Annotated in this window: 24 protein-coding genes; 10 read left to right on the top strand and 14 right to left on the bottom strand. The window is 67.9% G+C overall.

Annotation, left to right across the window (positions count from 1 at the left end; all coding sequences use genetic code 11):
- Window positions 1-117 precede the first annotated feature (117 nt).
- From modC to modA, 3 genes are read right to left on the bottom strand one after another with little or no spacing between them, the layout of a single operon-like run.
- Window positions 118-1,236 carry a molybdenum ABC transporter ATP-binding protein gene (gene modC, locus AVMA1855_RS06535; protein WP_284425069.1) on the bottom strand — a complete coding sequence of 373 codons (1,119 nt, stop codon included), beginning with the start codon at window positions 1,234-1,236 and terminating at the stop codon, window positions 118-120.
- Window positions 1,233-1,919: a molybdate ABC transporter permease subunit gene (gene modB / locus AVMA1855_RS06530; protein WP_284425068.1), complete on the bottom strand. Its 687-nt coding sequence runs from the start codon at window positions 1,917-1,919 to the stop codon at window positions 1,233-1,235. The genes modC and modB overlap by 4 nt, the downstream gene beginning before the upstream one ends.
- Window positions 1,920-1,965: 46 nt before the next feature.
- Complete coding sequence (gene modA, locus AVMA1855_RS06525; protein WP_284425067.1) at window positions 1,966-2,730, bottom strand: molybdate ABC transporter substrate-binding protein; 765 nt, start codon at window positions 2,728-2,730, stop codon at window positions 1,966-1,968.
- A gap of 82 nt (window positions 2,731-2,812) precedes the next feature.
- Here modA and AVMA1855_RS06520 point away from each other — a divergent pair, with 82 nt between their 5' ends.
- Window positions 2,813-3,574 (top strand): TOBE domain-containing protein, encoded by a 762-nt coding sequence (locus tag AVMA1855_RS06520; RefSeq protein WP_284425066.1) that lies wholly within the window; start codon window positions 2,813-2,815, stop codon window positions 3,572-3,574.
- Window positions 3,575-3,596: 22 nt separating this feature from the next.
- On the opposite strand, the gene AVMA1855_RS06515 is transcribed toward AVMA1855_RS06520, so the two are convergent.
- The 3 genes from AVMA1855_RS06515 to AVMA1855_RS06505 all read right to left on the bottom strand — a co-directional run bounded on the left by AVMA1855_RS06515 (window position 3,597) and on the right by AVMA1855_RS06505 (window position 5,505).
- Complete coding sequence (locus AVMA1855_RS06515; protein WP_284425065.1) at window positions 3,597-4,244, bottom strand: hypothetical protein; 648 nt, start codon at window positions 4,242-4,244, stop codon at window positions 3,597-3,599.
- A gap of 53 nt (window positions 4,245-4,297) precedes the next feature.
- Window positions 4,298-4,879, bottom strand: coding sequence for a DUF8616 domain-containing protein (locus tag AVMA1855_RS06510; protein WP_284425064.1), 582 nt, complete (start codon window positions 4,877-4,879; stop codon window positions 4,298-4,300).
- Window positions 4,880-5,136: 257 nt separating this feature from the next.
- On the bottom strand, window positions 5,137-5,505 hold the full coding sequence (locus AVMA1855_RS06505) for a hypothetical protein (protein WP_284425063.1): 369 nt from the start codon (window positions 5,503-5,505) through the stop codon (window positions 5,137-5,139).
- A gap of 161 nt (window positions 5,506-5,666) precedes the next feature.
- Here AVMA1855_RS06505 and AVMA1855_RS06500 point away from each other — a divergent pair, with 161 nt between their 5' ends.
- Both AVMA1855_RS06500 and AVMA1855_RS06495 read left to right on the top strand, forming a co-directional pair.
- Window positions 5,667-6,296: an ABC transporter ATP-binding protein gene (locus AVMA1855_RS06500; RefSeq protein ID WP_284425062.1), complete on the top strand. Its 630-nt coding sequence runs from the start codon at window positions 5,667-5,669 to the stop codon at window positions 6,294-6,296.
- A gap of 135 nt (window positions 6,297-6,431) precedes the next feature.
- Window positions 6,432-7,064, top strand: coding sequence for a LysE family translocator (locus tag AVMA1855_RS06495; protein WP_284394813.1), 633 nt, complete (start codon window positions 6,432-6,434; stop codon window positions 7,062-7,064).
- A gap of 71 nt (window positions 7,065-7,135) precedes the next feature.
- Here AVMA1855_RS06495 and AVMA1855_RS06490 read toward each other — a convergent pair whose 3' ends face one another.
- From AVMA1855_RS06490 to AVMA1855_RS06480, 3 genes are all read right to left on the bottom strand, one after another.
- A complete protein-coding gene (locus AVMA1855_RS06490; protein ID WP_284425061.1) occupies window positions 7,136-7,975 on the bottom strand; it encodes a LytR/AlgR family response regulator transcription factor in 840 nt (279 codons plus the stop codon).
- Window positions 7,972-9,042, bottom strand: a complete 1,071-nt coding sequence (locus AVMA1855_RS06485) for a sensor histidine kinase (protein ID WP_284425060.1) — start codon at window positions 9,040-9,042, stop codon at window positions 7,972-7,974. Before AVMA1855_RS06485 ends, AVMA1855_RS06490 begins: the two co-directional genes overlap by 4 nt.
- A gap of 74 nt (window positions 9,043-9,116) precedes the next feature.
- Complete coding sequence (locus AVMA1855_RS06480) at window positions 9,117-9,470, bottom strand: 2TM domain-containing protein (RefSeq protein ID WP_284425059.1); 354 nt, start codon at window positions 9,468-9,470, stop codon at window positions 9,117-9,119.
- A gap of 263 nt (window positions 9,471-9,733) precedes the next feature.
- Between AVMA1855_RS06480 and AVMA1855_RS06475 the strand changes: the two genes are divergently transcribed.
- The 5 genes from AVMA1855_RS06475 (at window position 9,734) to AVMA1855_RS06455 (ending at window position 20,161) form a co-directional block, all read left to right on the top strand.
- Window positions 9,734-11,164 carry an efflux RND transporter periplasmic adaptor subunit gene (locus tag AVMA1855_RS06475; RefSeq protein ID WP_284425058.1) on the top strand — a complete coding sequence of 477 codons (1,431 nt, stop codon included), beginning with the start codon at window positions 9,734-9,736 and terminating at the stop codon, window positions 11,162-11,164.
- Between the two features lie 19 nt (window positions 11,165-11,183).
- Complete coding sequence (locus tag AVMA1855_RS06470; RefSeq protein ID WP_284425057.1) at window positions 11,184-14,306, top strand: efflux RND transporter permease subunit; 3,123 nt, start codon at window positions 11,184-11,186, stop codon at window positions 14,304-14,306.
- On the top strand, window positions 14,303-17,506 hold the full coding sequence (locus AVMA1855_RS06465; RefSeq protein WP_284425056.1) for an efflux RND transporter permease subunit: 3,204 nt from the start codon (window positions 14,303-14,305) through the stop codon (window positions 17,504-17,506). Before AVMA1855_RS06470 ends, AVMA1855_RS06465 begins: the two co-directional genes overlap by 4 nt.
- On the top strand, window positions 17,503-18,945 hold the full coding sequence (locus AVMA1855_RS06460) for an efflux transporter outer membrane subunit (RefSeq protein ID WP_284425055.1): 1,443 nt from the start codon (window positions 17,503-17,505) through the stop codon (window positions 18,943-18,945). The genes AVMA1855_RS06465 and AVMA1855_RS06460 overlap by 4 nt, the downstream gene beginning before the upstream one ends.
- A gap of 214 nt (window positions 18,946-19,159) precedes the next feature.
- A complete protein-coding gene (locus tag AVMA1855_RS06455) occupies window positions 19,160-20,161 on the top strand; it encodes a hydrogen peroxide-inducible genes activator (RefSeq protein ID WP_284394806.1) in 1,002 nt (333 codons plus the stop codon).
- An 18-nt stretch (window positions 20,162-20,179) separates the two neighbouring features.
- On the opposite strand, the gene map is transcribed toward AVMA1855_RS06455, so the two are convergent.
- Both map and AVMA1855_RS06445 read right to left on the bottom strand, forming a co-directional pair.
- Complete coding sequence (gene map / locus AVMA1855_RS06450; RefSeq protein ID WP_284425054.1) at window positions 20,180-20,992, bottom strand: type I methionyl aminopeptidase; 813 nt, start codon at window positions 20,990-20,992, stop codon at window positions 20,180-20,182.
- On the bottom strand, window positions 20,992-21,246 hold the full coding sequence (locus AVMA1855_RS06445; protein WP_284408525.1) for a ParD-like family protein: 255 nt from the start codon (window positions 21,244-21,246) through the stop codon (window positions 20,992-20,994). Before AVMA1855_RS06445 ends, map begins: the two co-directional genes overlap by 1 nt.
- Window positions 21,247-21,700: 454 nt before the next feature.
- Here AVMA1855_RS06445 and AVMA1855_RS06440 point away from each other — a divergent pair, with 454 nt between their 5' ends.
- Window positions 21,701-22,963: a GGDEF domain-containing protein gene (locus tag AVMA1855_RS06440; protein ID WP_284408526.1), complete on the top strand. Its 1,263-nt coding sequence runs from the start codon at window positions 21,701-21,703 to the stop codon at window positions 22,961-22,963.
- A gap of 86 nt (window positions 22,964-23,049) precedes the next feature.
- Window positions 23,050-23,988 (top strand): LysR family transcriptional regulator, encoded by a 939-nt coding sequence (locus AVMA1855_RS06435; protein ID WP_284425053.1) that lies wholly within the window; start codon window positions 23,050-23,052, stop codon window positions 23,986-23,988.
- Between the two features lie 35 nt (window positions 23,989-24,023).
- On the opposite strand, the gene AVMA1855_RS06430 is transcribed toward AVMA1855_RS06435, so the two are convergent.
- From AVMA1855_RS06430 to AVMA1855_RS06420, 3 genes are read right to left on the bottom strand one after another with little or no spacing between them, the layout of a single operon-like run.
- Window positions 24,024-24,407 carry a nuclear transport factor 2 family protein gene (locus AVMA1855_RS06430; RefSeq protein ID WP_284425052.1) on the bottom strand — a complete coding sequence of 128 codons (384 nt, stop codon included), beginning with the start codon at window positions 24,405-24,407 and terminating at the stop codon, window positions 24,024-24,026.
- A gap of 15 nt (window positions 24,408-24,422) precedes the next feature.
- Complete coding sequence (locus tag AVMA1855_RS06425) at window positions 24,423-25,322, bottom strand: amino acid ABC transporter substrate-binding protein (RefSeq protein WP_284425051.1); 900 nt, start codon at window positions 25,320-25,322, stop codon at window positions 24,423-24,425.
- 7 nt (window positions 25,323-25,329) lie between these two features.
- Entirely contained in the window at window positions 25,330-25,761 is a 432-nt protein-coding gene (locus AVMA1855_RS06420; RefSeq protein WP_284425050.1) for a VOC family protein, read from the bottom strand.
- Window positions 25,762-25,830: the final 69 nt, after the last annotated feature.

Genomic DNA, 25,830 nt, shown 5'->3' with positions numbered 1-25,830 from the left:
GCGGGAGTGGCGCTTGGGTTTGTAGGACAGCGCCTATTCGGGGGGCATTGGGAACGCATGGCCCGATAGTGCCTTCCCCCGGCGTGCAGCGGCCGTGCCGCCCCTGCGCGGCGGGGGTCAAACGAGCAGCGCGACGCCCTTGATCTGCGCGAAAACCGGCAGGCCCGGGGTCAGCCCCAGGGTGCGTGCCGAGCGCTGGGTGACGCGGGCGAGCAGGGGCGTGCCCTGGGCATCGAGCGCCACCATGGCCAGCCCCGGCCCGTCCTCGCGCAGCGCCACCACCCGCGCCGGCAGCACGTTCAGGACGCTGCTGTGCACCGGCGCGGCCAGCGCCAGCGTCACATCGCGTGCCTGCACCCGAAAGCGCACGGCCGTGCCCGGCGGGTGGGGATGGGCGGTGGCCACCAGCAATGCGCCGCCCCCGGGCAGGCGAACGTCCATGAGCTGGTCCGCCGCGTCGTAATCGTCGACCCTGCCCTCGGCCACGGTCGCCGCTGTGTCGCCCTGGGCGAGCGGCAGGTCCAGCCGCGCCAGGAGGGCCGGCGCGGGGCCGCTCGCCAGCACCCGGCCGCCGCCGAGCAGCACCAGATGCTGCGCCAGCCGAGCCACTTCATCCTGCGCATGGCTCACGTACAGCACGGGAATGTCCAGTTCGCGCTGCAGGCGTTCCAGATAGGGCAGCACTTCGGCCTTGCGCTGGGCGTCCAGCGCGGCCAGGGGCTCGTCCATCAGCAGCACGCGGGGGCTGGCGGCCAGGGCCCGGGCCATTGCCACCCGCTGGCGTTCGCCGCCCGACAGGGTGCTTGGCTGGCGGGCCAGCAGGGGTTGCAGCCCGAGCAGTTCGACGGCCTGCTCCAGCGACACCTTCCTGCGCGCCGGGGACGTGCGCCGCAGGCCGTACTCGAGGTTGCGGCGCACGTCCAGGTGTGCGAAAAGGCTCGATTCCTGGAACACATAGCCCAGCGCCCGCTGGTGGGTCGGGAGCCACAGGCGCTGCGCGTCGTCCTGCCACACCTGCCCATGAACGGCCACGCGCCCCTGGGCCCGCTCCAGGCCCGCCAGGGCCCGCAGGCAGGTCGTCTTGCCGCAGCCCGAGGGACCGTAGAGCACCGTGACGCCCCGGCCGGGAAGGGACAGGTCCACGTCCAGCGCGAAGCCGCCCGGGCGATGCAGCCGCAGGCGGGCCTCGATGGTGCCTTCGCCCGTGGAGGGCAACCGTCCCGCACCGGCCGTCATGCCGCGCCCCTGCCGGGCCGTGCGGGCTGCAGCCAGTGCAGCGACAGCAGCACCACGAACGAGAACACCACCATGCTCCCCGCCAGCCAGTGGGCCTGCAGGTATTCCATGGCCTCCACGTGGTCGTAGATCTGCACCGACACCACGCGCGTCACGCCGGGAATGTTGCCGCCCAGCATGAGCACCACCCCGAACTCTCCCACCGTGTGCGCGAAGCTCAGCACCCCCGCCGTGAGAAAGCCCGACCGCGCGAGCGGCATCCCCACGGTGAAGAAGCGGTCCCACGGGCCCGCGCCCAGCGTGGCGGCGGCTTCCATCGGCCGCGCACCCACCGCCTCGAATGCCCGTTGCAGCGGCTGCACCGCGAACGGCAGCGAGTACACGACCGATCCCACCAGCAGACCGGCGAAGGTGAAGGGCAGGGTGGCCAGGCCCATCGACTGCATCGCGCGGCCCACCGGGCCGTTGGGTCCCAGGGTGAGCAGCAGGTAGAAACCGATCACCGTGGGGGGTAGCACCAGCGGCAGCGCCACCACCGCCGAGACTGGGCCGCGCCAGCGCGACGGCGTGTGCGCCAGCCACCAGGCCAGTGGCGTGCACAGCACCAGCAGCGTGAGCGTGGTGAGCGCGGCCAGCCGCAGCGTGAGGCCGATGGCGGCCAGGTCCTGCGCAGAAAAAGGCATCGGCAGCGTGTCGGTCCGGCAGGGTCTGGCGGGGGCGTGCGGGTACTCAGAGCCCGTAGCCGTAGGCCCGGATCACCTCGCGCGCCGCGTCGCTGCGCAGGAATTTCATCAGGGCAATGGCGGCGGGCTGGTCCTTGCCCGTGGCGAGCAGGACGGCATCCTGCCGGATGGGGTCGTGCAGCGCCTCCGGTACCTGCCAGGCCGAGCCCTTGGCGATCTTGCCGCCTTCCATGACCTGCGACAGCGCCACGAAACCCAGCTGCGCATTGCCCGTGGCCACGAACTGGTAGGTCTGCGCGATGTTCTCGCCCGTCACGAAGCGCGGCTGCAGCCGCTCGCCTAGGCCGAGCTTTTCCAGCGTCTGCACGGCCGCCAGGCCATAGGGCGCGAGCTTGGGGTTGGCGACGGCCAGATAGGTGAAATCGCCCGCCTTGAGCACCTGGCCCTGGTCGTCCACGTAGCCCTCGCGCGGGCTCCACAGCACCAGCCGTCCCACGGCATAAGTGAAGCGCGATCCCGGCACGCCCTGGCCCTCCTGCTCCAGCCGCGCGGGCGTGGTGTCGTCGGCGGACAGCAGCACCTGGAACGGTGCGCCGTTCTTGATCTGCGCATAGAACTTGCCGGTGGCCCCGAACGACAGCACGGCCTTGTGGCCGGTGGCCTGCTCGAACGCCGCAGCGATCTTCTGCATCGGCGCCGTGAAATTGGCCGCGACGGCGACGGGCACCTCTCCGGCATGGGCGGAAGCCAAGCCCGCCAGGGCCATGCCGGCAGCGGCCAGCAGTCGGATGAGGGGGGAGGCAAATCGCATGGCGCTATTCCTTGGATGAATAGCGGTCGAGTATAGCGACGGGTTTTCCGGGTAGCCCTGGACAGCGCGGCATGATGCGCCCATGACAAAGCGGCTTTCCCTCTCCGATGCGCTGGGCCAGGGCATGGCGGACCGGCGCATCGACATCCTGCGCCAGATCGGCGTGGGCGGATCGATTTCGCAGGCCGCGCGGGCCGTGGGCGTGAGCTACAAGGCGGCCTGGCAGGCGGTGGACGCGCTCACCAACCTGGCGGGCGTGCCCCTGGTGGCGCGCGCCGTGGGCGGCAACGGCGGTGGCGGCGCGCAGCTGACCCCGGCGGGGCTCGAATTGCTGAACGCGGCCGATGCGTTGGAGGAGGCCCGCCGCGAAGTGCTTGCGCGGCTGGCGCCCGGCCCGGGCGGCGCGCCGGCACTGGCCCGGCTGGCGTTGCGCACCAGCCTGCGCAACCAGTGGCCCTGCACCGTGCGGGCGCTGGAGCCGCTGGGACCCTTGGTGCGCGTGCATCTGCAGGGCGAGGCGGCGCCCGGCCTCGCGTTGCGCGCGCGCATCACGCGAGAAAGCGCCGAGCTGCTGGCGCTGCGTCCGGGCCTGCCCGTGCTCGCGCTGTGCAAGGCCGCGGCCGTGCGCGTTCAGGCCGGTTTGCCGGCATCGGCTGCCGACAACGCCTGGCCGGCCAGGGCATCGCGCGTGTCGCGCGGGCCGGCAGGCGACGAGGTCTCGGCCACGCTCGATGCCGGGGTGCACATGGTGGGGTTCGCGTCTCCGTCGAGCGGCCTGCGGGCCCGCGCTCGCGTGGCGATGTCGGTGGACGAGTCGGCCGTGGTGCTGGCCGTCACGGGGTGACCGAATTTCGACTAGGCCCAGGTCACGGAGCGGTCTTGTCCAGGCTGCGCCGAAGCGCCTCGATGTCCTTCGGCTGCAATGGCATGAACTCACGCACCGTGGGGGCTTCCGGCGGGGGGTGGGCGAGTTCGTTTTCGCAGCGATCCAGGTTGCCCCGGATGGCCGCCCGCGTTGCCGCCGAAAGGGTGTAGCGCTCCCGCTCCACGGCCCGGAAGTATTCGGCCAGGGTGAGGTGGGCGCATTGGGTGAGCAAGGGGATCTGTGCGCTGGCTTGATCCAGGCTGAACGCGCTGCAGGGGGGCGGGGAAAGATACAACTGGAACAGCCGCAAATGGGCATCGGGACTGGTGCGGACCACGCGCTGCATGACGGACTCCACCGTGCGCGCGTCGAAGCCGGGAACCTTGTCGCAGTAGGCGTCCATGCTGCGACGCAACTCCAGGCCGATGCGCGCGCCGTGCATGGCTTTCAGATGCCACTCGTAGGCTTGGTCGAAGGGCGGAATGCCTGCCAGGTAATTGCCGTAAGCCCACTGCGCAGGGTTGTCGCCGCTTTCGGCGCGGCGTTGCAACTCCATCAGGCAAAAGCCGTGATACGAGTATTCATCCTGCTGGTCGCAGGTGACGGCGCTATCGAGCCACCACCACGCGGTCCAGGCGCCGACCAGCAAGGAAAGGACCAGAGCGATTCGGGTGCCTGCCCCCCATTTTTTCCACCGGCGAATCATCGGCGCTTCCCCATTTTCTGCATCAAGGCCCCTTTCAGCAGATCGCCGGTATCGCGCGGAGAGGTCGGGGCCGTTGCAATGGGTTGTCCATCGGGCCCCCAGGTTCGCCATACGCCTGGATGCAACAGGTCGGGCATGGGGAGCATCGCCAATACGCCCGGGAGCTTCTCGAAGGCCCCTTGCCCCACCGCAGAACCGCCCAGCGGGTAATTCCAGGTGGTTGTCGTGGGCGCCGTGACATGCGTTCGCAACACTTGGGCCAATTCACTTGCGATTCCATCGGACGTGGCTCCCGCATTGCATGCGTCGATCAAAACCGGCTCTCCGTGCCAGAGGCCGCTGCGCCGGATCGTGTCGGCCACTTCCATGCCATGGATCATTCCCTGAATGCTTTTTGCTGTGGCATGGGCAAATACATACACATAACCCGCAACACCCTTTTCCCTGAGTCCGGATTGATAGAGCACCTTATCCCCGGGCTGGATCAGGATGATCTTCTTCCTGATCGGGTCGATGGTCGCGATTTTTCGGACCCTCTTTTGCGAAGCATCGAGGCCTTCGAAGACCTGTTTGATCATTCCCTTTCCTGGTCCATATTGCATTCGCCCGTTGACCACGGGTTCTGCGGGCTCGCTCCGCAGCCATTCTTTCCATGCCATTGAAATTCGATTCGTGATGCCGTGACATGGCGAACCGCACGGGTCTTTGAATGCCACGCTCACGATTCACCTCCCTTTTTTCTGCCCGTCTTCGCAGGCCGCGGGATGATAGCGGCATGCGCAATGGGGATGGCGGCCGGGGATCGCTGGCCCGCGCTCACGGCTTCATCGGGTGCTCACTCGCCCCCGAAGCGAGGTCGGAACTCCTCGCAGAACGCCGCGTTACCGCTGATCGAGAGCGTCACCGTATGCCGCGGTGCTGCGGGCTTGCCGGCGGTGGACACGAGGCGCCGGGTGGCCTCGTCGAAAACCAGGGACTGCACGGTGGAGACTTCCTGCACGGCCTGCAGGTCGTAGTCCCAGGCGGCGCCGTCCTCGATGGCGCCGTTCTGGTTCGGGAAGGTGGCATGGGCCCAGCCCAGCACCTGCGCGATCTCCGCGTGCAGAGCCGGCAGGTGCTCTTCGGTCACGCTGGCCATGGCATCCCAGGTGCCGGTGCCTTCGTCGTCCTCGCTGTAGTCGAATTCCAGGTAGCGCAGGGTCATGGGGTTTCAGGTTTTTGGAAGGAAGGCGCCGGGGGCGGCGCAGCAGGGGGCATTTTCGGGCAGGTTCGGCCGCGCTTTGCCACAGAATGTGCAGCGCCCACGCACGTGGACGGCTCCCTCGACCACCCTTCGCTCCTGTGAACCCCGCCATGCCCGACTCGATGACACCCTCTGCCATTTTGCTGTGCGACGGCCTGCGCTTTGCCCATGTGCAGGGCCCGGCCGTATTCGACGGCTTCACCGCCCATGCCGCACCGGGCGCGACGCTGGTGCGGGGCGACGAGGGCTCGGGCAAGACCACGCTGCTGCGCCTGCTGGCCGGGGAGCTGCAACCCCAGGGCGGCACCGTCTGGCGGAACGGGCGAGCGTGCAGCGACCGGGCCGCGAAGGAGTTGGGCGAGGTGTTCTGGGCCGACCCGCGCGCGACGGCGCTCGATGGCACCAGCCCGGCGGCATGGTTCGGTGCGCTGGCCAGCCGCCATCCGGCGTGGGACGCCTCGGCTTTGCAGGTGCACGTGGCGGGGTTCGGGCTGGAGAGCCACCTGCCCAAGGCGATGGAGCAGCTGTCCACCGGCACGCGGCGCAAGGCGCTTTTGGCGGCCGCTTTCGCGTGCGGGGCGCCGCTGGTGCTGGTGGACGAGCCGGTGGCCGGCCTGGACCGCCCGTCGGTGAAGTACCTGCAGCAGGTGCTGGCGCAGCGGGCGGCTCAGGGCGGGCCGGGCACCGTGCTGGTGGCGCACTACGATGCGCTCGCGGGCGTGCCGTGGAACGCGGTCATCGATTTGCCCTGAGGGGGCCCGGCAACGCCGTGCACCGCCCGCCGCCGCGCGGGCTCGCAGCCGGGGCCTTCCCGGCCTACACTGCGATCCTTCTGCGCACTTTTCCTGCTTGTTTCTTTCCCTTCCGTTGCCATTCAGGAGCCTGGTATGGACGCCCTTCTTTTCGCACCCGTGGCCGTGGCGATCGCGCTCACGCCCGGCCCCAACAATTTCTGCGGCCTGAACAACGGCATCCGGGCCGGTGTGGGCACGGCGCTGGTGGCCACCATCGGGCGTGCGGCGGCGTTCGCCATCTTTTTGACGGTGTCCGCCGTGGGCCTGGGCGCGATGCTGCTGGCCTCCGAGGCGGCCTTCACGGTCGTGAAATGGGTGGGGGCGTGTTACCTGTTCTGGCTGGGCTGGAAGGCCTGGCGCAGCCGGGAGTTCGGCGGGCTGGAACTGGTGGAGGGCAGCGAGGCCACGCCCTCGGCCGCCGCGGTGCCGATCCGCTCGCTGATCCTGCAGGAGTTCCTGCTGGGCATCACCAATCCCAAGGCGATCATCCTGTTCGCCGCGGTGTTTCCCCAGTTCATCGACCCCGCACAGCCCGCGGCGCACCAGTTCCTGGTGCTGGGCTCGGTGTACCTGATGGCCGAGTTCGTCTCCACCGCCGTGTACGCCACGGGCGGGCGGCAGATCCGCCGGGTGATCCGCTCGCAGCGCGGCGTGGTGCGGCTGAACAAGGCGACGGGCGGATTCTTCATGGGCGCCGGCGGGCTGCTGCTCGCGGCCAACCGCTGACTTTTTGATTCGGCGGGCCGGCGGCGCTTGCTGCAGGGTCGCTTCGCCTCAGCGTTTGTGGCATTCGGGCGCTACATCGCCTTGAAGCGGTGGGCGTAGAGCCGGCTCACCGCCAGGGTTTCGGGCCGCTCGCGCAGGCGCAGGTGCAACCGGCCCGATTCGTCGCGCACGGCACTGGCGATGCCGCTGGCGCGCACCAGGGTGCCGCGGTGCACCTGCCAGAAGGTGTTCGCGTCGAGCTGGGCGGCCAGTTCCTTGAGGGGCGTGCGGATCAGGTACTCCTGCGTGGCGGTCAGCACGCGCACGTACTTGTCGGCTGCCTCGAAAACCACCACGTCCGCCACCGGCACCAGGTGGATCTGCGCGCCGCTGCTGGCCTGGATGACGGTGAGCGGTGCGGGGTGCGCCGCCGCCCCGGCCACGCCCGGCGCGGCGGCCCCGGGCAGCGCCACCAGTGCGCGCAGGCGGGCCAGCGTGGCCTCGAAGTCCAGCGCGGCAGGTGCGGCCTGCCGTGCGAGGGTGGACTGCAGCTTCTGGACGGCCTTGCGTAGCCGCTCGGGCTGCACGGGCTTGAGCAGGTAGTCCACGGCCTGGGCCTCGAAGGCCTGCACGGCGTACTGGTCGTAGGCGGTCACGAACACCAGCGCGGGAAAGGGCGTGTCGGCCGGCCAGGCGTCGGCCAGCTCGGCGGCCGCCTCCAGGCCGCTCTGGCCCGGCATGCGGATGTCGAACAGGAGCACGTCGGGCCGCAGGTCCAGCGCCTGTTGCACGGCCGCGAGCCCGTCGCCCACGGTGGCGGCGATCTGAAGGTCCGGCCAGGCCTCGGCCAGTTCCTGGCGCAGGGCGGCGGCCAGCAGCGGTTCGTCTTCGGCGATCAGGGCGCGGGGGGCGCGGGAGGGCGGCAGGTTCATGGCAGCGGAGGATTCAAGGGAAAAACGGCCCTGGCGCATGTTCCACTAGGGCATATTGCTATCAAATTTATAGTGCCTTGCTCGCCGTACAGCGTGTGCAGCCGCTCGCGCACCTGCTGCAGCCCGAAGCTCTGGCGCACTGGTCCGGGTGGCCCGGGCGGTGCGGTGCCGCCCGCGGCCAGCCCGGCGCCCGAGTCCTGCACCTGCAGTTCCAGCAGGCCGTCGGGCAATGGCCGGGCGGCGATGTGGATGCTGCCGCCTTCTACCTTCGGCTCCAGGCCGTGGCGGATGGCGTTTTCCACCAGCGGCTGCAGCAGCAGCGGCGGCACGGGCACGCGGGCGAGCGCCTCGGGCAGGTCGAGCGTGTAGGCCAGGCGCGGGCCCATGCGCACCGACATCAGCTCCAGGTAGTCGCGCAGCCGGGCGAATTCGTCGGCCAGCGGGTGCAGCGTGGCCCGCGAGGCGCCGAGTGTGGCGCGCAGGTAGTCGATCAGGTGGTCCAGCATGGCCTGGGCGCGGGGCGGGTCGGCGGCGATCAGCACGCGCAGGTTGGACAGGGTGTTGAACATCATGTGCGGCTCCAGCTGCGCCTCCAGCAGTTTGAGGCGCGCCTCGGCGGCGTCGCGTTCGACCTCGGCGATCTTGCCTTCCAGAAAGCGCGATTTGCCCTGGGCGTAGAAGAAGAACGACAGCGCCAGGCACGCCAGCACCGTCGTCACCATGGCCGAACTGGGGCCGCCTGCCGACGCCAGGGTCAGGCCGGGGTGCATGCTCTCGCGGTAGGCATCGCCCAGGGCCGAGCCGAACTGAAAGCCGATGGAGCCGCCCACCGCGACCAGCGCCCAGCCGCGCCAGCCCAGGGGCCACGGGATGGGGCTATGGCGCGAGAGCCACAGGCGGCCGACGTCGATCAGCAGCCAGCTCGGCAGGCCGATGGCCAGGGAGTACACGAGCTGCACGTCCCACGGTCCCCGGCCGTAGGCGAGTTGGATGCCGGCGATGGCGGCGCAGAACGCGGCGATCACCAGCCCGTGGCGAATGGATTGGCGAAGGCTGAAGTGCTGCATGGCGGCGCTGGAGAAAGGAATAGCTTCTGGTGGGCCGATTGTGGGGGCACTCCTGGCGGCGGCCGTGCGCCCGGTCAGCGCCGCTGCAGGGCCTGGCGCAGGGCGGCGCGCTCGCGCTCCAGCAGGCGGGCGTGCAGCCGCCCGCCCGGCAGCGCCAGCCACACGGCCGCGCCATGGATCCCCAGGACCAGGCCCCAGCCCAGCGCGGGAAACACCGCCCAGTGGCGCCCCTGGTAGGCGGCGAGGGCGGCCAGCGCCAGGTTGACGCACAGGTACACGCAGGCGTGCAGCAGCCAGCCCATCTTGGCACCGGCCCGCTTGCGGGCCAGGCGGTCCAAGTCGTCCAGGTCGTCCAAGTCGTCCAAGTCGTCTAGGTCGTCCAGGTCGTCCAGGTGGGCGAGATCGTCGGGGGTGTGGAAAGCGGGCATGGCGGCTCCTTGGGGATCGGGGTGGGAGGGGAGGGGAGGGAATGGCCGCACTGTGCGCCCGGCCGCGCGGTCCGGCCAGCGCCATGCGACGAACCGCCCGCCGCGCGGCGCGAACCGCTGCGCCGGGCGACAGATTTACCTTTCTTCGCACAGCAGCCAGACAATCGGTACGCAGAGCCCCTACGATTCGGCGTGCCCCCCGTGCTGCCCCGCCGGCAGCCCGGGACGGACCTTTTCCGCGACACGCCACGCCAGCCATTTCCATGAATCCACAACCACACGACGCGCCCGTTCCCAACCCGCCGCCTTCCGCCCACCGGCCGCCCTCGCGGCGGTCGCGCTGGCTCGGCACGCTGCTGATGCTGGCCGTGGTGGCCTTGCTGGGCGGCGGCGCCTGGTATCTGGTGCAGCGCAGCACCGCCCCGGCGGGAGCGATGCGGGGCGCGGGCGGTCCCGGGGGGCCGGGCGGGCCCGGTTTCGGCGGCGGTGGGCGGGCCATGGTCACGGTGGGCGAGGCCACGGCACGGCAGGCGTCGCTGCCGGTGGTCATCGACGCGCTAGGGACGGTCACGCCGGTCACCACGGTCACCCTGCGCCCGCAGGTGTCGGGCGTGCTCACCCAGGTGCTGTTCACCGAAGGGCAGATGGTCAAGAAGGGCCAGGTGCTGGCGCAGATCGACCCGCGCCCCTACGAGCAGGCGCTGATGCAGGCGCAGGGCACGCGCCAGCGTGACGAGGCGCAGCTCGACAACGCCCGCATCACCCTGGAGCGCTACCGCACGCTGCTGTCGCAGGACTCGATCGCGCGCCAGGACGTGGACACGCAGGCCGCGCTGGTCAAGCAGCTGCAGGGCACGGTGATGACCGACCTCGCCCAGGAGAAGACCGCGCGCCTGAACCTCGACTACACCCGCGTCACCTCGCCCGCCACCGGCCGCATCGGCCTGCGCACGGTGGACGCCGGCAACTACGTGAGCGCCGGCGAGGCCACGGGCATCGCCACCATCACGCAGATGACGCCGATCGATGTGCAGTTCTCGGTGCCCCAGGACCGCGTGACCGACGTGCAGGCGTCGCAGCAGGGCGCGCAGCCGCTGGCCGTGACGGCGTTCGACCGCACCCGCACCACCGAGGTGGGCAAGGGGCAGTTCTCCACGCTGGACAATCTGGTGGACACCACCACGGGCACGGTCAAGGCCAAGGCCCGGTTCGAGAACGCCAACGGTGCGCTGTTTCCCAACCAGTTCGTGAACGTGCAGCTCCTGCTGCGCGAGGTGCCGGCCGTGGTGGTGCCGGTGACGGCGGTGCGCACGGGCGCCAATGGCGACTTCGTCTATGTCATCAACGAAGACCGCACGGTGTCGCTGCGCAAGGTCAAGCGCGGCCAGGCGACGGTGGGGCTGATGGCCGTCACCGAGGGCCTGAAGGCCGGCGAGCGGGTGGTGACCGAAGGCGGTGACCGGTTGAAGGACGGTGCCACCGTGCAACTGCAGGGCGCGCGCGGCCCGGCCTCCGCGGCCAGCGGCGCCGCGGGCGCCCAGCCACGCCGCGCACGGGCCTCGGGCCCGCGCGGGGAGGGCGAGGCCCGGGGCTTCGGCCCCCGTGGCGAGGGCCGTGGACCGGAAGGCGAGCGCCGCCAGCGCCCGCCGCAGGAGGGCGCCCACCCCGGGGCCTCCGCCCCGCAGACCCCTTGATGACCGCCCGGCCCCACCCATGAGTCCGTCGCGTCCGTTCATCGAAAGACCCGTCGCCACTGCGCTGCTGATGGTGGCCATCGTGCTGGCCGGCCTGGTCGGCTTCAAGCTGCTGCCCCTGTCGGCGCTGCCGGAGGTGGACTACCCCACCATCCAGGTGCAGACCCTCTACCCCGGTGCCAGCCCTGAGGTCATGAACCGCACCGTGAGTGCGCCGCTGGAGCGCCAGTTCGGGCAGATGCCGGGGCTGGCGCGCATGTCGTCCACCAGCGCCTCGGGCGTGTCCATCGTCACGCTGCAGTTCGGCCTGGGGCTGGCGCTCGACGTGGCCGAGCAGGAGGTGCAGGCCGCCATCAACGCCGGATCGTCGCTGCTGCCCACCGACCTGCCCGCGCCGCCGGTGTATGCCAAGGTGAACCCGGCCGATGCGCCTGTGCTCACGCTGGCCGTCAGCTCCGACACCCTGCCGCTCACCGAGGTGCAGAACCTCGTGAACACGCGCCTGGCGCAGAAGATGAGCCAGGTGCCCGGCGTGGGCCTGGTCAGCCTGGCCGGCGGGCAGCGGCCGGCCGTGCGCATCCAGGCCGACACCAAGGCGCTGGCCTCGTACGGCATCGGGCTCGACACCTTGCGCACGGCCATCACCTCGGCCAACGCCAACAGCGCCAAGGGCAGCTTCGACGGGCCGCAGCGCTCCTACAGCATCAACGCCAACGACCAACTGGTGACGGTGGCCGACTACAAGAACCTCATCGTCACCTGGAAGAACGGCGCGCCCGTGCGCATGACCGACGTGGCCCGCGTGGTGGACAGCGCCGAGAACAACCGCCTGGGCGCCTGGGCCAACGAGACCCCCGCCATCATCCTGAACGTGCAGCGCCAGCCGGGCGCCAACGTGATCGCCACGGTGGACAACATCAAGAAGCAGCTGCCCGAGCTGCAGGCCGGGCTGCCCGCCTCGCTGAAGGTGGAGGTGCTGTCGGACCGCACCACCGGCATCCGCGCATCGGTGCACCACGTGGAGATGGAACTGGTGCTGGCCGTGCTGATGGTGGTGCTGGTGATCTTCTTTTTCCTGCACAGCCTTCGCGCCACGGTGATCGCCAGCCTGGCGGTGCCGATCTCGCTCATCGGCACCTGCGGCGTGATGTACCTGCTGGGCTACAGCCTGAACAACCTGAGCCTGATGGCACTCACCATCGCCACCGGCTTCGTGGTGGACGATGCCATCGTGATGATCGAGAACATCGCCCGCTACATCGAGGAGTGCGAGCCGCCGTTCCAGGCCGCGCTCAAGGGCGCCACGCAGATCGGCTTCACCATCATCTCGCTCACGGTGTCGCTGATCGCGGTGCTGATTCCGCTGCTGTTCATGAGCGATGTGGTGGGGCGGCTGTTCCGCGAGTTCGCGGTGACCCTGGCGCTCACCATACTGATCTCGGCCGTGGTGTCGCTCACGCTCGTGCCCATGATGTCCGCGCGCTGGCTGAAGCCTGAGCCGCCGCACGGCGAGCGGCGCGGCTTTGGCGGCGCGGTGCAGCGCGGCTTCGACCGCGTGATCGCGCGCTATGACATCTGGCTGCAGTGGGTGCTGCGCCGTCAGGGCGCCACGCTGGTGGTGGCGCTGCTCACGATGGCGCTCACGGCGCTGCTGTACGTGGTGATTCCCAAGGGGCTCTTTCCCACGCAGGACACGGGACAGCTGCAGGCGCGCGTGGAGGCCTCGCAGGACGTGTCGTACGCCCGCATGAGCGAGTTGCAGCAGGCCGCGGCCCGCGCCATCCTGGCCGATCCGGACGTGCAGTCGCTCAGCTCCTTCATCGGGGTGGACGCGGCCAACAACACTATGCTGAATGCCGGGCGCATGCTCATCAACCTGAAGGCCGACCGCGACGGGCAGGAGGCCGTCATGCAGCGCCTGCGCGAACGCGTGCGCGCCGTGGCCGGCGTGACGCTGTACCTGCAGCCCACGCAGGACCTGACCATCGACGCCGAGACCGGGCCCACCGAGTACCGCCTGTCGATCGGCGGGGTGGATTCGGCGCAGGTCAACGAATGGACGAACCAACTGGTGGATCGCCTGCGCACGGTGCCCCAGGTGCGCAACGCCACGTCGGATGCGGGCGCGCAGGGCCTGTCGGCCTATGTGGACATCGACCGCAACACGGCCTCGCGCCTGTCGGTCACGGCCAGTTCGGTGGACGACACGCTCTACAGCGCGTTCGGCCAACGCATCGTCTCCACCATCTTCACCGAGACCAACCAGTACCGCGTGATCCTGGAGGCGCAGCAGGAGCATCTGGACAGCCCCGAGGCGCTGGGCACCCTGCAGCTGCGCACGGGCGGCGGCACGCCCACGCCTCTGTCCGCCGTGGCCACCATCCGCGAGCAGCTCGCACCGCTGCAGGTCACCCGCGTGGCGCAGTACCCGGCCGCCACGCTGGGCTTCGACCGGGCCGAGGGCGTGTCGCTGGGCAACGCGGTCGATGCCATCCGCGCGGCGGCGCAGGAGATCGGCGTGCCGGCGGGGCTGTCGATGCAGTTCCTCGGGGCAGCGGGCGCCTATGAAAAATCGCTGTCCAGCCAGCTGTGGCTCATCCTCGCGGCCATGGTGTGCGTGTACATCGTGCTTGGCGTGCTGTATGAGAGCTACATCCACCCGCTGACCATCCTGTCCACGCTGCCCTCGGCCGGCGTGGGGGCCTTGCTGATGCTCATGGTGACGGGCAACGACCTGGGGGTGATCGGCATCATCGGCATCATCCTGCTGATCGGCATCGTCAAGAAGAACGCGATCATGATGATCGACTTCGCCATCGACGCCGAGCGCGAGCAAGGCATGGCCCCGCAAGAGGCCATCCATCAGGCGGCGCTGCTGCGCTTTCGCCCGATCCTGATGACTACCCTGGCCGCACTGTTCGCCGCGTTGCCGCTCATGCTGGGCTGGGGCGAGGGGGCCGAGTTGCGCCGGCCGCTGGGCCTGGCCATCTTCGGCGGCCTGGTGCTGAGCCAGATGCTCACGCTGTTCACCACGCCGGTGATCTACCTGGCCTTCGACCGGCTGGGCCGCCGCTGGACGGGCCGGGGCACGGCCGCCGCGCCCGCGCAGTCCGGCGCGGCACCCTCCGGGCCCACGCCATGAACCTGTCGCGCCCCTTCGTCGAGCGCCCGGTCGCCACTGTGCTGCTGACCATCGGCATGGCGCTGGCGGGCATCGCCGCGTTCTTCGTGCTGCCGGTGGCACCGCTGCCGCAGGTGGACTACCCGGCCATCTCGGTGTCGGCCAGCCTCGCGGGCGCCAGCCCCGAGACCATGGCCACCAGCGTGGCCACGCCGCTGGAGCGCCGGCTGGGCGTGATCGCGGGCGTGAACGAGATGACGTCCAGCAGCTCGACCGGCTCGGCCCGCGTGAGCCTGCAGTTCGACCTGAGCCGCAACATCGACAGCGCCGCGCGCGAGGTGCAGGCGGCCATCAACGCATCGCGCGTGGACCTGCCGGCCACGCTGCGCAGCAATCCCACCTACCGCAAGCGCAATCCGGCGGATGCGCCCGTCATCATCCTCACGCTGACCTCCAAGACGCGCACGCCGGGCGAGATCTACGACGCGGTCTCCAACGTGGTGAGCCAGCGCATCTCGCAGGTGGCGGGCGTGGGCGAGGTCGAGATCGGCGGCGGCTCGCTGCCCGCGGTGCGCGTGGAACTGCTGCCGTTCGCGCTCAACCGCTACGGCATCAGCACCGAGGACGTGCGCGCGGCCATCCAGGCCTCCAACGCCAACCGCCCCAAGGGCGCCATCGAAGGCGATGGCAAGCGCCTGCAGATCTACACGCCTTCGCCCTCGCGCAAGGCGTCCGACTACGCCTCGCTGGTGATCGCCTGGCGCAACAACGCCGCCGTGCGCCTGGGCGACGTGGCGCGCGTGGTCGATGGCGTGGAGAACACGCGCACGCTGGGCCTGTTCAACGGCGACCCGGCCATCATCGTGCTCATCACGCGCCAGCCGGGCGCCAACATCATCGACACGGTGGACGGCGTGCGTGCGCTGCTGCCCGACCTGCAGGCGCAGCTGCCGCAGGACATCCAGGTGTCGGTGGCATCGGACAGCACCAATTCCATCCGATCGTCGCTGCGCGAGATCGAGTTCACGCTCATGGTCTCCATCGCGCTGGTGGTGCTGGTGGTGGGCCTGTTCCTGCGCAAGGCGCGCGCCACGGTCATTCCGGCGGTGGCCACGGTGGTGTCGCTGCTGGGCACCTTCGGCATCATGTATTTTCTGGGCTTCAGCCTGAACAACCTCAGCCTGATGGCCCTCACGGTGGCCACCGGCTTCGTGGTGGACGACGCCATCGTGGTGCTGGAGAACACCAGCCGCCACATCGAGGCCGGCATGGACCGCATGGCCGCGGCGCTGCTCGGCGCGCGCGAGGTGGGCTTCACGGTGCTGTCGATCAGCCTGTCGCTGGTGGCGGTGTTCATCCCGCTGCTGTTCATGGACGGGCAGGTGGGGCGCCTCTTCCGCGAATTCGCGGTCACGCTGTCGGTGGCGGTGGCGATCTCGCTGGTGATCTCGCTCACCACCACACCGATGATGTGCGCGTGGCTGCTGCGCTCGGAAGACCCCGCCCAGGCCAAGCCCCTCGGCCGCTTCGCGCGCTGGGCCGAGCGGGGCTACGACGGCATGCTGCGCGGCTACGCCCACAGCCTGGACTGGGCGCTGGCGAGCAAGGCGCTCGTCATGCTGGTGCTGCTGGCGGTGATCGGGCTCAACGTGTACCTGTTCAGCAAGATTCCCAAGGGCTACTTTCCGCAGCAGGACAACGGCCAGCTCAACGGCGGGCTGCGGGCCGACCAGAGCATCTCCTCCGACGCCCTGGCGCGCAAGCTGCGCCAGGCGGTGGGCATCATCCGCAACGATCCGGCGGTGGACACGGTGGTGGGATTTTCCGGTGGCGGGCGGGCGGGCGGAGGCTTTCTGTTCGTGAACCTGAAGCCCGTGGGCGAGCGCGCCGACAGCAGCAACGCCGTGATCGGCCGCTTGCGGCCGCAGCTGGCGCAGATCACCGGCCTGCAGGTGTTCCTGAGCCCGGTGCAGGACCTGCGCATGGGCGGTCGCTCCAGCAATTCGACCTACCAGTACACCCTCAAGAGCGACAACCTGGCCGACATGCGGCTGTGGGCCACGCGCCTGGCCGAGCGCCTGAAGCAGGAAGAGTTGCTGACCGACGTGGACACCGACCAGGCCGACAACGGCGTGGAGACCTATGTGGAGGTGGACCGGGCCAGCGCCTCGCGCCTGGGCGTGAGCGCCTCGGCCATCGACAGCGCGCTCTACAACGCCTTCGGCCAGCGCTCGGTGGCGACCATCTACGGCGAGCTGAACCAGTACTCGGTCATCATGGAGTGGGCGCCGGAATACACCAAGGGTCCGCCGGCGCTGGCCGACATCTTCGTGGCGTCCAACCCGACCGGGGCCACCGGCACGGCCGCCAATCCGGGCCAGCGCGGTGCCTCCACGGGGCAGGTGCTGAGCAACACCGCATCGACCATGGTTCCGTTGAGCGCCATCGCCAAGGTGGTGGAGCGGGCCTCGCCCACCTCCATCAACCACCAGGACGGCGAACTGGCCACGACGATCTCGTTCAACCTGGACGGGAACACCTCGCTGAGCCAGGCGCGGCAGGTCATCGAGCAGGCGGAGGCCGACATCGCCATGCCCACCAACGTGCGCGGCAGTTTCCAGGGCACGGCGCTCGGTTTCCAGCAATCGCAGTCGCAGCAGTTCTTCCTGATCCTGGCGGCCATCGTGGTGATCTACATTGTGCTGGGCGTGCTGTACGAAAGCCTGATCCACCCCATCACCGTGCTGACCACCTTGCCCTCGGCCGGCGTGGGGGCGGTGCTGGCGCTGCTGCTGTTCAACATGCAGTTCACCATCATCGCGCTCATCGGCGTGTTCTTGCTGATCGGCATCGTGAAGAAGAACGCCATCCTCATCATCGACTTCGCGCTGGAGGCCGAGCGCGCCCGGGGCCTGTCGGCGCTGGAGGCGGTGCGCGAGGCCTGCATGCTGCGCTTTCGTCCCATCCTGATGACCACGCTGGCGGCCGCGCTGGGCGCCTTGCCGCTGGCCATCGGCTTCGGGCAGGGCTCCGAGTTGCGCCAGCCGCTGGGCGTGGCCATCATCGGCGGCCTGATCGCCAGCCAGCTGCTGACCTTGCTCAACACCCCGGTGGTCTACGTGCTGCTGGACAAGCTGCGCCGCCGCTCCGCCAACGAACACCAACTGAGCCGCGCGGCCCCGCCTGCGGGTGCCGCTGCGTCTCCACTGCAACAACCATGACATCCGCTTTTCCTTCCCTTGCCTGGGCACCCCGCGCCGTGCGCGTGGCCTGCCTGGGCGCGCTGCTGCCCCTGGCCGCCTGCTCCGTGGCGCCCGTGTACCAGCGCCCCGAACTGCCCCTGCCCACCGCCTTCAAGGAAGCGGGGGCGGTGTGGCAGCCCGCCGCGCCCGCCGATGCGATCGACCGCGGCGACTGGTGGACGCTGTTCCAGGACGACGACCTGAACCGCCTCGCCTCGCAGGTGCAACTGTCCAACCAGAACATCGCGGCCGCCGTGGCGGCCTATGCCCAGGCGCAGGCGCTGGTGCGCGAGCAGCGCGCCGGCCTGTTGCCCTCGGTCAGCCTGTCGGGCAGCGGCTCGCGCGCGGGCGGCGAGGGCTCCACCCGCCGCGGCACCACCACGCAGGCGGCACTGGGTGCGGACTGGGCACCCGACCTGTGGGGGCGCCTGGGCGGCGCGGTGGACAACGCCAGCGCCAATGCCCAGGCCAGCGAGGCCGATCTGGCCTCGGCCCGACTGTCCGCCGTGGGCTCGCTGGTGGCGGCCTATTTCCAGCTGCGCGAAGCCGATGCCGAAATCGACCTGCTGCAGGCCACCGTGCAGGGCTACGAACGCAGCCTGCAGATCGCCCAGAACCGCTACGCCGCTGGCGTGGTGGCCAACTCCGACGTGCTGCAGGCCCGCACCCAACTGGCCAACGCGCGCGCGGACCTCGCCACCATGCAGCAAAACCGTGCCCGCTACGAACACGCCATCGCCGTGTTGACGGGCGTGGCACCGGCCTCGTTCACGCTGCCACCCGCGCCCTGGAACATGCGGGCCCCCGAGGTGCCCGCAGGCATTCCGTCGACCCTGCTGCAGCGCCGCCCCGACATTGCCGCGGCCGAGCGCGCGGTGGCCGCGGCCAATGCGCAGATCGGCGTGCAGCGCTCGGCCTATTACCCCAGCCTGAGCCTCACGGCCTCGCTGGGCCGTAGCGGCACCAGCGTGGGCGATCTGTTCAGCGCCTCGGGCGCGCTGTTGTCGCTGGGGCTGTCGGTGGCGCAGACGGTGTTCGACGGCGGCGCCATCGCTGCCCGGGTGGACGGTGCCGAGGCCGCCCGCGACGCCCGAGCAGCCACCTACCGCCAGACGGTGTTGACTGCCTTCCAGGCCGTGGAGGACCAGTTGACCGTGCTGCGCACGCTGCAGGCGCAGGAGCCCCTGCGCCAGGAGGCCGTATCGGCCGCCAATCTCACCGAGCAGCAACTGCTGAACCGCTACCGAGAGGGTCAGGTGAGCTACACCGAGGTGGTGACGGCGCAGGTCACCGCGCTGTCGGCACGGCGCGCGCTGCTGCAGCTGCAGGTGAACCGCCAACTGGCGGCCGCCACGCTGGTGCAAGCGCTGGGCGGCGGATGGCAGGCCCCCTGGGAGGGTGAGGCAGGGCCGCAGTGAGCGCGCTGTGAGCGCGCGGCGAAGCGGTGGGAAACTGGCGGTGCTCCGGAGGGTGTGACCTTCTCCCCGGCACACCCCTGGTCCTGGCTCTGGCAATGGCGCGGTACCCGGATCAGGGTATTCAGTCGGCGTAATGAAATCGGCGTAATACTTGCTTCATGGATTGGTGTTAAACCGTGCCACCCCAGTCGCCGTTCCTTTTTCCTCCCAGACAATGACGCTCACCGAACTCAAGTACATCGTCGCCCTTGCCCAGGAAAAGCGTTTCAGCCGCGCAGCCCACCTTTGCAATGTCTCCCAGCCCTCGCTGTCGATGGCCATCAAGAAGCTGGAAGAGGAACTGGAACTCAAGCTGTTCGAGCGCACGGCGGGACAGGTGTCGGTCACGCCGGTGGGCGAGGAGATCGTCTACGAAGCCCGGCGGATCCTGGAGCATGCGGCCGCCATCCAGAAAATCGCCCAGCGCGGCAAGGACCCGCTGGCCGGCACGATCAAGATCGGCGTGTCCTATACCGTCGGCCCGTATCTGCTGCCCGAGCTGGTGCACCACTCCAAGGCCCGCACGCCGCAGATGGAGCTCATTCTCAAAGGCAGCTTCACGGAGCGGCTGATCGAAATGCTGGGCACCGGGGAGATTGATTGCGCCATCATGGCCGAGCCCTTTCGCTCCACCGGCCTGGCCAAGGCGGCCCTGTACGACGAACCCCTGATCGCCGCGGTGCCTGCCTCGCACATCCTGGCCCAGCGTGAAAGCGTCTCCACGACCGAGCTGCAGGGCGAGACCCTGCTGCTGCTGGAGGCCGACGAGAGTTTGCGGGAACATCTGGAGGCTTTGAGCCCCGAGGCCGCGCCAGCGCTGGGCGACGCAGAAGGGGTGAGCCACACCTTCGAAGGCTACTCGCTGGAGACCATCAAGCACATGGTCTCGCGCGGCATGGGCATCACCCTCGTGCCGCGGCTGTCGGTGCCGCAGGACCAGATGCATTCGGGCTACAAACGGCGCAAGGATGACGAGCATCCTGCCGAAAAACGCCGCCGCAACGACGACAGCCAGATCCGCTACCTGCCCATCCAGCAGGAGACCGGCCAGCCGCCACCCGTGCGCCGGATCGTGCTGGCCTGGCGCAGGAGCTTTCCACGCTACGAGGTCATCGCCGCCCTGCGCAATGCGATCTACGCCTGCGAACTGCCCGGCGTCACGCCCATCCTGAGGTAAGCCGCTGCAGGCGTGGGATCAAGGGGCTCGTTCGCCGGCCAACAGCGGCGGGTAGGTGCACGTCCCGTCGGGCCAGGCGGTGAGCACCTCGTACCCCTCAGGCGTGACCGCCACCATGTGCTCCCACTGGGCGGACAGGGATCGGTCCTTCGTCACCACGGTCCACCCATCGGACAGTTGCCGGGTCTCGCGTTTGCCCGCGTTGAGCATCGGCTCGATGGTGAACACCATGCCAGGCTCCAGCCGCAGCCCCTCTCCGCGCCGGCCGTAGTGCAGCACTTGCAGGTCTTCGTGATAGACCTGACCGATGCCGTGTCCGCAGTATTCGCGCACCACGCTGAAATGCTCGCGGTGGGCGACCGACTGGATGGCATGGCCGATATCGCCCAGCGTCGCCCCGGGCCGGACTTGCTGGATGCCTGCCCGCAGGGCTTCGTAGGTCGTGTCCACCAGGCGCCGCGCCAAGGTGCTGGGGGCACCGACGAAGTACATGCGGCTGGTGTCGCCGAACCAGCCATCCTTGATGACGGCGACATCGATGTTGATGATGTCGCCCCGCTTCAGGATCTTGTCTGCCGAGGGAATGCCATGGCAAACCACCTGATTGACGGAGGTCAGGATGGTCTTGGGGTACCCCTGGTAGCCCACATTGGCTGGAATGGCGCCCTGGACATTCACGATGTGGTCATGGCAGATGCGGTCGAGCGCTTCGGTGCTCACGCCGGGCACGACGTGGGATGCCACCATGCTGAGGACCTCCGCGGCCAGTTGCCCGGCCTGCCGGGCCATCGCGATCTGCTCGGCCGACTTGATGCGAATGTCGCTGGCCATCAGTGTTGCCCGGGCGAGGAGGGGGCGGGCTTGCCCGAGGAGGCCTTGGCAGCCACCGAGATGTCCAGTCCCCCGGCGAGCTCGGCGCGGATCAGCAACTGGCAGATTTCCCGGTGGTTCAACTCCGGATACAGCTCGGTGAGCATGCCGACGCGCATCCAGTGCTCGGCCTGCGCATTGATTGATCGGCTGAGTGCGTTGCCTGCGACGCGCAGGTTTTCATGCATCAGATCCGAAATTTTGACGATTCCCATCAGTCACCTCTATACGAAACGTATGTGAAGTATATATGTTTCATATGGTGTTTGACCGCTTCTCACCGATTGGAACCGCTGACGGGGGAAACCAAGCAACCTCCATTGGCCTTTAAGCTGCCGTTCTTTCCAAGCGCCAACGGGTGTTTACCGCGCAATTCGGTTCGCATTCGCTGAAATGAGAACGCGCGACCCGGTTAGGCTCGGAGCCCGCGCCGGGGGCGCGTTGCCGTGCGACGGGCTGCTGTCTTACTGCCTTATTGGGTAAAAGCTTGTATGCAAGGTCCGTTTTAAACCGCCCACTCTCTCGATTTCCTAAATGGGACATCAAGAAAGCCTATCTATTGCGCTTCGACTATTGTCCTGAATGAACCAATATGTAATATTGGCAATGAAATTTTGCTTATCACTGGTCAAGGCGCGAGCATCGGTTCGATCGTAAGGAAACACTTCCATGGGTTTTAGGGATTTATGGGACACGTTACGTGCCCGCCGGCGCATGCGCTTTGAAAATACGGATGCGTTTCCAATGAGTGAAGAGTTGCACGAGCTCGAGCCCTCCACGCATTCACCCCAATCGGAGCTGGGGGTGGCCTTGATGCTGCGGCGGCGCATGGACCGCCCTCGCACGCGGATGGTGCCGGTCCTGCTGTGCTTGCTGTATCTGGCTTGCGTGCTGGTTTACTTTGGCTTGGGCGTGGTGGGTTTTTCCACGGTGTTGATGGTCGCGGCCCTCATCGCATTGCTGGTGGTCGCTTTCATGGGCCTTTTCTATTTGGGCGTGCACGAGCATTTCGCCGACCGCCAAATGCGGTTGCCCATCGTGATCGGCTCGGCGGGCGCATTGCTTCTGGTTTTTTATCTGGAGCCCGTCACGCAGATCGCCCTGGCGCCGTTTTTGTTCGTGGTCATGGCCTATGGCCTGTTCACCCTGTCGCGCAACATGGCACTGGCGGTGTGCGTCGGTATCCTCGCGGTCTACGGCGCGATCAGCGGTCTGCACTATGCCCAGAACGAAAATACCGCCTTGCTGCGCCTGGAAGTGCTGCATATCGTGTCCCTGGCACTGGCGTTACCCGCCTATGTGCTGTTGATGGGGCGTGTGCGCATGTTGCACCGGTTGCTGCAAAAGAAAAGCAGCGAAGTGCGCTCCATTACCGAAAGCGCGCGCCGCGACGCTCTGGCGGGATGCCTGAACCGGCGGTCTGTCCTGGCCGCCCTCGAAGAGCAAAAGCAGTTGGCGGACGAAAGCGGCATTCCGCTTTGCATGGCCGTTGTGGATCTGGATCACTTCAAGCGGATCAACGACGAAATGGGCCACCTGGAAGGGGACGAAGTGCTTCGCACCTTTGCCAAGCTGGGGCAGGGCGCTGTGCGGGCCGACGATTACTTCGGCCGGTACGGCGGCGAAGAATTCCTGGTGATCTTTCCCGCGACGCCCTTGCTCCCCGCGCTGAACACCTGCGAGCGCATCCGCGTGCAGGTGGAGTCGCACGCTTGGGAAAACCCCCGTCTGCGGGGCCGGGTGACGGTGTCGATCGGTGTCACCCAGTACGTGCTGGGCGAAACCGCCCTCGAGTTCTTCGCCCGCGCCGATGCCGCGATGTACATGGCCAAGCAAGGCGGGCGAAACCAGGTGGTGGTGCAGGAGCCCGTGGGGGCCGGCAGTGCGGCGAACGACGAAGAGGTGCAGGTTCCATCGCACGGCTACTTCTAGGAGAGCCTTGCCGCGGCCTTCTATCTGAGCCACAAAAAAATCATCGGATTCTTTGGATTTCCATCGATTTCTGGGACGCTTCGTCGATGATCCCTGAACTCAAGACCCTCATCGCGGTCTGCAAGTACGGAACCTTCGCCTCAGCGGGGGAGCAGATCGGACTGACCCAGTCGGCCGTCAGCAGCCAGATCAAGCGGCTCGAGGACGCGTTGGGATTTCCCCTGTTCGACAGGACCGGCCGCTCTGCAACGCTGAACGCGGCCGGACAAACGACTGTCGAGCGTGCGGAGGTCATCTGCGCGCTCTTTTCAAAGCTCGGCGATCCCTCCGATGAAAGCGCCACGCAAGGGGTTCTGCGCATCGGCTCCATTGCCTCGGCGCAGCCGACGCTCGTGGCACGTGCGCTGGAGGGCCTGAGGCGCTTGTTTCCGCTGGTCCGTGTGCACGTCTCGCCCGGTGTTTCCATGCGGTTGATGGACGATCTCGATGCGGGAAAAATCGATGCGGCGGTGATGATCCGCCCTCCCTTTGGCATGCCCTCCGACATGGCGTGGCAAGCGCTGGTCCACGAGCCCTTCGTGCTGGTCGGTCCGAACGAGGGGACGGCCCGCAAGGATTGGCGCACCCTGATCCAGGAGCGGCCATTTCTTCGCTATGACCGGGTCTCGTTCGGTGGCCGCATGGTCGAAGGTTTCCTGCGGCGCCAGGGCTTGGCGGTCAATGAGGCCATCGAACTGGATGAGATTCCCGGACTCATTCATCTCGCATCGAAAGGGGTGGGCGTTGCGGTGGTTCCGCTGGTGGAAGCCCATCTGCCGTTGCCCGATGGCGTGCGTGTGATCTCGCTGCAGGAACACACCTTCTATCGGGAGATCGGGTTGCTCCAGCGTCGGGCCCAGACCGGTTCGCCGGTCGTGGCCCACTTCTCGCGGAGCCTGGAAGAGGCTTCGCAGATCGGCCGCGTGAAGGTGCCGGCCGGGACCAAGGCGCACATCCAGGCCTCCCGTCGCCCTAAAAAGCCATAGCGTGAATGCCGCGGTGGCGCGGCATCCGTTGAGCCTCAGCCGAACTGGTGGTAAACCTTTGCGATGACTTTCCAATCGCCCCCGATCTTGATGAGCGTGAGATAGTCGTTGTAGTCGGCGCCGATGGCATCCTTTTCCATGTCGACCCGGATCACGGCCGTGGTGGGCGTGATGGCCAGAACGTCCAGCCGGGCCGCGATCTCCGGAGCCTTTCCATTCTTTTGCACGAAGTCGAACAGGTTGGCCACCGGGCCTCCGAGCAGTTCACCATGGGTGAAGCCGTACATCACCGCGTCCTGGTGGAAGGCCTGGGCAATCGCCTCGATGCTGCCGATCCGCAGGCCGTCGACGTATTTCTGTGCGACCGCCACCACGGTGTGATAGTCGCTGGTCGGAACCGATTTGCTGTTGTGTGTCATAGGGTGCTCACGCATTCAGCGTGCCTCGTACTCTTCCATGGGTTTGTCGTTGGGGTCGGCCCAGGCGGCTCGGGTCATTTCGGTCGCTGGCAGCCCGACAGTGGCGTTCTGCGGCGGAATCGGTTTCATGAACCATTTGTCATAGAGGCGCGCCACTTCCCCGCTCCTGGCGAGTGACACGATGCTCTGATCGACCACCTGCTTGAATGCCGGATCCCCCTTGGGCAACATGATGGCGATGGGTTCGGTGCTCAGGACCTGGTCCAGCAGCTTGTATTGCCCGGGGGTTTTGCTCTTGGAGATCAGCGTTGCAAGAATCTGCCCGTCCGCCGCGAAACCGTCGGCGCGACCCGTCTCCAGCAGCAGGAATCCTTCGCTGTTGTCCTTGGCCAGGAGTTCCGAGGCGTCGCTCTTGAGCTTTCGCAGCACCTGCACCGAGGTGCTGCCCGAGGTGGCCGCGATCGTCTTGCCCGCCAACTGGGCCGTCGACTGGATGGTGGAGCCCGACCTGACCGCGATGCGAACCCCCTCCACATAGAGCGTTGGGGCAAATGCCACGTCTTTTTGGCGTGCGAGGTTGTTCGTCGTGGTGCCGCATTCAAGGTCCACTGTGCCGTTTTGAACGAGCGCAATGCGGTTCTGTGGTGTCACCAGCTGGTACTTCACCTCCAGCCGGTCGAGTTGCACGGCCTTCTTGAGGTCGGCAATGACGCGTTCGCAGATCTCCACATGGAAGCCGGTGTATTTGCCCGGCCCCGTCGTGAACGACATGGCGCCGGATGCATCGCGAACGCCCATCGTGACCGTCGCCGACTCCCTGATCTTTTTCAAGGTATCGGTTTGCGCAGAGGCCGAAGCTGCAAGCGCCATGAGCACCGCGGCCACGCCGGCGCGGATGGTGAGGAAAGGGTTCATCGCGTTCTCACTTGGCGAAGAGCGAACCCAGGTCTGCGAAGGCCTTCATCTCGATGGCATTGCCCGAGGGGTCCAGGAAGAACATGGTTGCCTGCTCGCCAGGTTCGCCTTTGAAGCGGATGTACGGCTCGATGACGAATTTTGTTTGCACTGCAGCCAGCTTTTCTGCCAGGGCCTGCCATGTGTCCATGGGCAAGATGGCACCGAAATGCCGAACGGGTACGTCATGCCCGTCCACGGCGCTGCTCGCCCTGTGGCCGCATTCTTCGGGGGCCAGGTGGGCGACGATCTGATGGCCGTAGAAGTCGAAATCGCCCCACTCCGGAGCGCTTCGGCCTTCAGGGCAGCCCAGAAGCTGCCCGTAGAAAGCGCGGGCTTCCGCGATGTCGCGGACGGGAAAAGCAAGATGGAAAGGAATGCGTGCAGGGGTGTTTGTCATGGCGTCGTCGTGGTGTGGAAGTTCGACATGACCCAGACTTTAGAAAACAACACGCATAACCGAAAACGA

Origin of the sequence: Acidovorax sp. SUPP1855 (genome assembly GCF_030158955.1) — a bacterium.
Classification (GTDB): domain Bacteria; phylum Pseudomonadota; class Gammaproteobacteria; order Burkholderiales; family Burkholderiaceae_C; genus Paracidovorax.
Note: the sequence above shows the minus strand (reverse complement) of the source record. Positions and strands in the feature narration are given on the sequence as shown.